Annotated in this window: 2 protein-coding genes and 3 pseudogenes; all 5 read left to right on the top strand. The window is 74.3% G+C overall.

From position 1 onward, the window contains the following. The first annotated feature begins 44 nt into the window (after positions 1-44). Positions 45-1,498 (top strand): annotated as a pseudogene (locus G6R25_RS19605) (ATP-binding cassette domain-containing protein). A 53-nt stretch (positions 1,499-1,551) separates the two neighbouring features. Next, a pseudogene (locus G6R25_RS31955) lies at positions 1,552-3,463 on the top strand (rhodanese-like domain-containing protein). Continuing rightward, positions 3,460-4,896 carry an FAD-binding oxidoreductase gene (locus G6R25_RS19595; RefSeq protein ID WP_163554124.1) on the top strand — a complete coding sequence of 479 codons (1,437 nt, stop codon included), beginning with the start codon at positions 3,460-3,462 and terminating at the stop codon, positions 4,894-4,896. Before G6R25_RS31955 ends, G6R25_RS19595 begins: the two are co-directional and overlap by 4 nt. Before the next feature lie 213 nt (positions 4,897-5,109). Continuing rightward, positions 5,110-6,492 (top strand): MFS transporter, encoded by a 1,383-nt coding sequence (locus G6R25_RS19590; RefSeq protein WP_235949149.1) that lies wholly within the window; start codon positions 5,110-5,112, stop codon positions 6,490-6,492. 106 nt (positions 6,493-6,598) lie between these two features. Next, positions 6,599-6,820, top strand: a pseudogene (locus tag G6R25_RS25465) (hypothetical protein); the annotation flags it as partial.

Here is a 6,820-nt window from a genome sequence, read left to right as displayed (position 1 = left end):
CGCCTGGATGCCCGCAACCAGCTAACCCAAGATCAAACAAATACCTGACCAGTTACACCGCCGGCAGCGTCCGCATCGCCGGCACCGACGTCACCGGCGCGTCCGACCGCGTGCTGCGCACCTTCCGCGGCAACGTCATCGGGCTCGTCCCGCAGGACCCGATGGTCGGGCTCAACCCGACGATGCGCATCGGCGGGCAGATCGCCGAGGTGGTGCGCCGCCGCGGCGTCGACAAGCGGCTCGTCCACGCCGAGGTGATCGAGGCGCTGGAACGCGCCGGGGTGGACCAGCCGGCGGTGCGTGCCCGGCAGTACCCCAACGCTCTGTCGGGCGGCCTGCGCCAGCGGGTGCTCATCGCCATCGCGATCGCCGGGCATCCCCGGCTCATCGTCGCCGACGAGCCGACGAGCGCGCTCGACGTCACCGTGCAGCGGCGCATCCTCGACCATCTCGCCGGCCTCGTCGCCGAGAGCGGCACGTCGCTGCTGATCATCACCCACGATCTCGGCGTCGCCGCCGACCGGGCCGACCGGGTCGTGGTCATGCAACGCGGGCGGATCGTCGAGCAGGGCGAGCCCGCGACGATCCTGCTGCGGCCCCAGGTGGCCTACACCCGCCAGCTCATCGCCGCCGCCCCCCCGCTGTCGCACGCCGGCGGCGTCGTGCCGCGCTTCACCGACGTCACCCCGGGGCCCGAGGTGCTGCGCCTGGACGGGATCGGCAAGGACTTCCAGCTGCCCCGCACCGCCGGTGGCGATCGCATCTTCCGCGCCCTCGACGACGTCAGCCTGTCGGTGCGCGCCGGGCAGACCCTCGGGCTCGTCGCGGCGAATCGGGCTCCGGCAAGACGACCGCGCTGCGCATCGCGATGGGCCTGGAGAAGCCGACCCAGGGCCGGGTCCACCTCGACGGCGTCGACATCACCGACGCCGGCTGGTCGCAGCTGCGCCCGCTGCGGCGGCGCTTCCAGCTTGTCCACCAGAACCCGTACTCCTCGCTGGACCCGCGGTTCACCGTCGCGCAGACCGTCGCCGAACCGCTGGTGTCGTTCGGGGTCGGGGACCGGGCCAGCCGCGCCGCCCGGGTCCGCGAACTGCTCGACCAGGTGGCGCTGCCGGCGGCGTTCGCCGACCGCAAGCCGGCGGAGCTCTCCGGCGGCCAGCGCCAGCGGGTCGCGATCGCTCGCTCGCCCTCGAACCTCCTCGACGAGCCGGTGTCGGCGCTCGACGTGTCCGTGCAGGAGCAGATCCTCACCCTGCTGCAGCAGCAGGACCTGGGCGTCGGCTATCTGTTCATCTCCCACGACCTCGCGGTCGTCGCCCAGCTCGCCCATCACGTCACGGTGCTGCGGGGCGGGCGGATCGTCGAGAGCGGCCCCGCCGAGCGGATCCTCACCGCGCCGGCCGAGGAGCACACCCGCGAGCTGCTCGGCGCGGTCCCCGGCCAGCGGTTCGCCGCCGAGCTCGCCGCCGCGTCCGCACCCGGGGCGAAACAGTGAACCGTCGACCAGACCCGGCAGACGGACCAGACAGCACAGAAGGGATCGGGGCGATGAGCCGCCGGTACGTAGTCATCGGAGCCGGCGCGGTCGGCGCGACCATCGCCGCGGAACTGCATCTCGCCGGCATCGGCGTCGCCGTCGTCGCGCGGGGCGCCAACCTCGAGGCGTTGCGCGCCCACGGGCTGCGCTACATCCGCCCGCCGGCCGCCGACGGCGGCCCGGCCGAGGAGCGGCACGTGGACCTGGCGGTGGCCGGCGGGCCGGACGAGGTGGAACTGCGCTCCGGCGACGTCCTCGTGCTCGCCACCAAGTCGCAGGACTCCGAGGCCCTGCTCGCCACCTGGGCCTGGCAGCCGGTCGACGGCGGACGCACCACGGCGGCCGAGGCGCTGCCCGTCGTACTGCTGCAGAACGGCCTGGAGAACGCCCGCACCGCGCTACGCCGCTTCGTCGTCGTCGACGCGATGGTGCTCAGCCCGTCGTCGCACCTGCGCGCCGGAGAGGTGATCTCCCCGGCGGCGCCGCTCGTCGCCGGCTTCCTGCTGGGCCGCGCGCCCGGCGGCGGCGTCGGCGACCCGGTGGTCGAACAGATCGCCGCCGACCTGCGCCGCGGGGCGAGCGCCGTGCGGATCGTCGACGACATCGGCCGCTGGAAGGCTGGCAAGCTGCTGGGCAACCTGGCGTACAACCTCGACGCGCTCTACCCTCCGAGCCCTCGGCGCGACGCCGCGTCCGCGGAGCTCGTCGCCGAGGCCCGCCGGGCGTTCGACGCCGCCGGCATCGAGATCGCGGACCTGCGCCAGGACGGCGGGTTCGACGTGAGCGAGCTCGTCATCCACGACGTCCCCGGCTTCCCCCGCCAGGGCAGCTCCACCTGGCAGAGCCTGGCCCGCGGCGGTTCGGTCGAGTCGGACTTCCTCAACGGGGAGATCGTCCTGCTGGCCCGCCTGCACGGCCTGACCGCCCCGGTGAACGCGGGCGTGCAGCGGCGCATCGCCGTCGCCGCCCGTCTCGGTACCCCGCCGGGTGGACTCGGCGACGCCGATCTCGACGAGCTGCTCGCCGCGGGCCGCCCGGCCGCCGGGTCCGGGGCGGGCCGGCAGCCCGGCGGCGAGGTGCTCGTCGCCGCGAAGGAGCTGCACGACGAGCTGGCGTCGGCCGCACCGCCGCTGCTGCTCGACGTCCGCTGGGCGCTGGGCGACCCGCACGGCCACGACCACTACCGCGAGGGCCACCTGCCGGGCGCCGTCTACGTCGACCTCGACACCGAGCTCGCCGCCGCCCCGGGCGGCACCGCCGGGCGCCACCCGCTGCCCGAGCTCGCCAACCTGCAGCGCGCCGCCCGCTCCTGGGGGCTGAGCGCCGGGCGTCCGGTCGTCGTCTACGACGACAACGGCGGGCTGTCCGCCGCCCGGGCGTGGTGGCTGCTGTGCTGGGCCGGCGTCGCCGACGTCCGCATCCTCGACGGGGCGCTCGCCGCGTGGCGCGACGCCGAGCTGCCGATCGAGACCGGGGAGATCATCGGGCTGCCCGGCGACATCGTGCTCGAGGCGGGGCACCTGCCCGTCCTCGACGCCGACGCTGCCGCCGAGGTCGCCCGGGCGGGAATCCTGCTCGACGCCCGAGCACCCGAGCGCTACCGCGGTGAGGTGGAGCCGGTCGACCCTCGTGCCGGCCACATCCCGGGGGCGGTCAGCGCGTCGACGGGGGACAATCTCGACGAGTCCGGCCGGTTCCGGTCCGCCGAAGAGCTGCGCGCCCGCTTCCTCGGCCCTCGGCGCCTCGGCCGACGGCGCCGCCGCGGTGAAGGCGCCGATCGGAGTGTACTGCGGGTCGGGGGTGACGGCCTCGCACGAGATCGCCGCCCTCGCCGTCGCCGGGTTCGACGCGGCGCTGTTCCCGGGCTCCTGGTCGGCGTGGTCGTCCGACCCGGCCCGCCCGGTCGCCACCGGCCCCCGATGACCGCCACGCCGCCCCGCCTGTCCGCGGGCGGTGTCACGCCGCGGTTGCGTGCCGCCGGCCCGCCGGACGCGGAGGTGATCCGCACGGACGCCTTCGCCGTTGCGCTGCCCGTCGGCCGGTGGAGCACGGATCCGGCGGTCGTCGATGCGCACCGCCTCGACCGCTCGGGCTGGATCCCCGACGGTCGTCCGCTCGGGGTGGCGTTCGCGCGGGAGATCTCCGACGTGCAGGCGGTGCTGCGGGTCGCCGTCGCCCGCGGGATACCGGTGACGGTGCGCGGCGCCGGCACCGGCCTGGCCGGCGGCGCCGCGGCCGGCCCGGGTGGTGTCGTGCTGGACCTGGCCGGGATGAACCGCATCCGCGAACTGTCCGTCGACGACGCCGTCGCCGTCGTCGAACCGGGTGTGATCACCGCCGATCTCGACGCCGCCGCCCGTGAGGTCGGCCTGTGCTACGCGCCGGACCCGGCGAGCGCGGCGATCTCCACGATCGGCGGGAACATCGCCACCAACGCCGGCGGGCTGCGCTGCGCCAAGTACGGCGTGACCCGCGAGTCGGTGCTGGGCCTCGACGTCGTCCTCGCCGACGGCGAGCTGATCAGTACCGGGCGGCGCACCGTCAAGGGCGTCGCCGGCTACGACCTGACCGGCCTGTTCGTCGGCTCCGATGGCACCCTCGGCGTCGTCGTCGGCGCCACCGTGCGGCTGCGGCCGGCGCCGCGGGCCACCGTCACCCTCGCCGCCTACTTCGACACGGTCGCCGCCGCGGTCGGCGCGGTCACCGCCCTGGGTGCCGCCGGGATCGTCCCCGCCGTCGCCGAGCTGCTCGACGCCCGCACCGTGCGGGCCGTCGACGCCGCCACCGGCAGCGACCTGGCCGCGCACGGGGAGGTGTTCCTGCTCGTCCAGACCGACGGGTCGGGCGCCGCCGAGGAGGCCGACGCCGCCGAGGCGGTCCTCGCCGAACGGGCCCGGCTGGTGCGGCGCTCCGTCGACGCCGCGACCGCCGAGACCCTGCTCGCCGCCCGCCGCGCCGCGCTGCCCGCCCTGGAACGCCTCGGGCGGGTACTCATCGAGGACATCGCCGTGCCGCGCGGGCGGCTGGCCCAGGCCGTCGCCCGCGTCACCGAGATCGGCACCGACTCCGGGGTGGAGATCTTCACCCTGGCGCACGCCGCCGACGGCAACCTGCACCCGATCATCGTCGTCGACCCGGCCGAGCCGGAGATCCCGCCGCGGGCCTGGGCGGCCGCCGAGCAGATCTTTGCGCTCGCGCTGGAGCTCGGCGGCACGGTCACCGGCGAACACGGGGTCGGGGTGCTCAAACGCCGCTGGCTGGCCACCGAGCTCGGCAGCCGCAGCCACGACCTGCAACGCCAGCTGCGCCGCGTTTTCGACCCGACCGGCATCCTCAACCCCGGCCGCGCCCTCTAGCGCGAGCGCCTCCGGGCCGCGGCCGAACCGGGACGAGGCCGATTGCCGGCGAACGGCCATGATCGCCGAGTTCACCACCTCACCGGCCGGGCGGGGCTGATTGCGGTACGTTCTGCGCGGTCTCAGCCCGCAGACCGTACACATCGCACCGCAATCCACCTCCGTGCCGCGCCGTGCCGCGACCGGCCGGCCGGCCGTTATCGGTGAAGGTTCTTGCACCAGCGCCCACGGGCCGCCCGAACCGGGGAATGGGGCCCGCCGCGCGCCGCAGTTCGCGACGATGGTGGGGATGGCGGTGACGGTGCCGCGACGGCGAGCGAGGAGAAGATCATCGACGGCGTCTTCCGGTCGTTGCGGGTGTACAACTTCCGGCTCTTCGTTGCCGGACAGGTGCTCTCCGTCACCGGCACCTGGATGATGTTCACGGCCCAGGACTGGCTCGTGCTGTCGCTCAGCGGCGACTCCGGGACGGCGCTCGGCCTCGTCACCGCGCTGCAGTTCACCCCCATGCTGCTGCTCACCCTCTACGGCGGCCGGCTCGCCGACCGCTACGACAAACGCCTGCTGCTGACCGTTGCCAACCTGATCGCCGGGCTGCTCGCCCTGGCGCTGTCGCTGCTCGTGTTCGCCGGTGCGGTGCGGCTGTGGCAGGTCTGCGCGTTCGCGCTGGCGATCGGCCTGGTCAATGCCATCGAGACGCCGACCCGGATGGCGTTCGTCAGCGAGCTGGTCGGGTCCGAACTGTTGCCCAACGCCTCCGCGCTCAGCGCCGGCTACTTCAACATCGCCCGGGTCGTCGGCCCGGCCGCCGCCGGCCCGCTCATCGCCGGCTTCGGCACCGGGCCGGCGATGGCGATCAACGCCGGAAGCTATCTGGCCACCGTCGCCGGCCTGCGCCTGATGCACCCGGCGGAGATCCACCGCCATGCCCGCTCCGAGGCCGCCGCCGGCATCGTCGACGGGCTGCGCTACGTCCTGGGCCGCGCCGACCTGGTGGTCGTGCTGGGCCTGGTTGCCACCGTCGGGCTGTTCGGCATGAACTTCCAGCTCACGGTGCCGCTGCTGGCCCGCACCGTGTTCCACGCCGATGCGGCCTCCTTCGGCCTGCTCACCACCGGGCTCGCCGCTGGCTCGCTGGTCGCCGCGCTGATCACGACCGGCCGCCGCAGCCGCCCGTCGGCGATGCTGGTGATCGGCTCGGCGTTCGCGTTCGGCGTGCTGGAGGCGGCGACCGGCGCCGCGCCGAGCTACCCGGCGGCGATCGCCCTGCTGGCGCTGACCGGCTTCGCCACCCTGTACTTCTCTCAGGCGGCCAACCACCGCATCCAGCTCGGCGGCGACCCACGCTACCGCGGCCGGGTGATGGCCATCTACACCCTCATCCTGCAGGGGACGACGCCATTGGGCAGCCTGGGAGTGGGCTGGCTCACCGAGCACCACAGCGCCCGCGCCGGTTTCTACGTCGGCGGTCTGGCCTCCGCCGCCGCCGCGATCGTCGCCTGGGCGGCAAACCGCAGGTGGGCACCCGCGCCCGCCGTGCCGTCTCCCGCCGTGCCGGCACGTGCCCCCGGCCACCAGGCGGAAACATCTTGGTGATGATGTGGCCGATGCCCCTTCGCAAAACGAGCCGGAGGCCGGCGTACCGCATACTGTGGAGCTATGGGAATTCCTCCGGAAAAGGCGGAGACGACGCCATGGCCGGGTGCTGGTCCGGGTCGGCGAAGATGGCCTGGAGATGTCCGTGTCCGCTGATGTCGACCGATGGCTGCGGCGATTTCATCCGGGTCCGCGGGACGCCCCGCGGCTGGTTTGTTTCCCGCACGCGGGCGGGGCGGCGAGCTCCTATCTGCCGATGTCGAAGGCATTGAAGCTATTCCGAAACCGCCAGGTTGATCCTTTCGAAACTCGGGTGACGGTCAGCGAA

The sequence above is a fragment of the Candidatus Frankia alpina genome, from assembly GCF_902806485.1.
In the GTDB taxonomy this organism is placed as follows: Bacteria; Actinomycetota; Actinomycetes; order Frankiales; family Frankiaceae; genus Frankia; species Frankia alpina.
The sequence above is the reverse complement of the archived record's forward strand: the minus strand, read 5'-3'. Positions and strand labels throughout refer to the sequence as shown.

Excerpts from the sequence above, each read along its gene's own strand:
- G6R25_RS19595 (WP_163554124.1), top strand. The coding sequence starts at position 3,460 with ATGACCGCCACGCCGCCCCGCCTGTCCGCGGGCGGTGTCACGCCGCGG.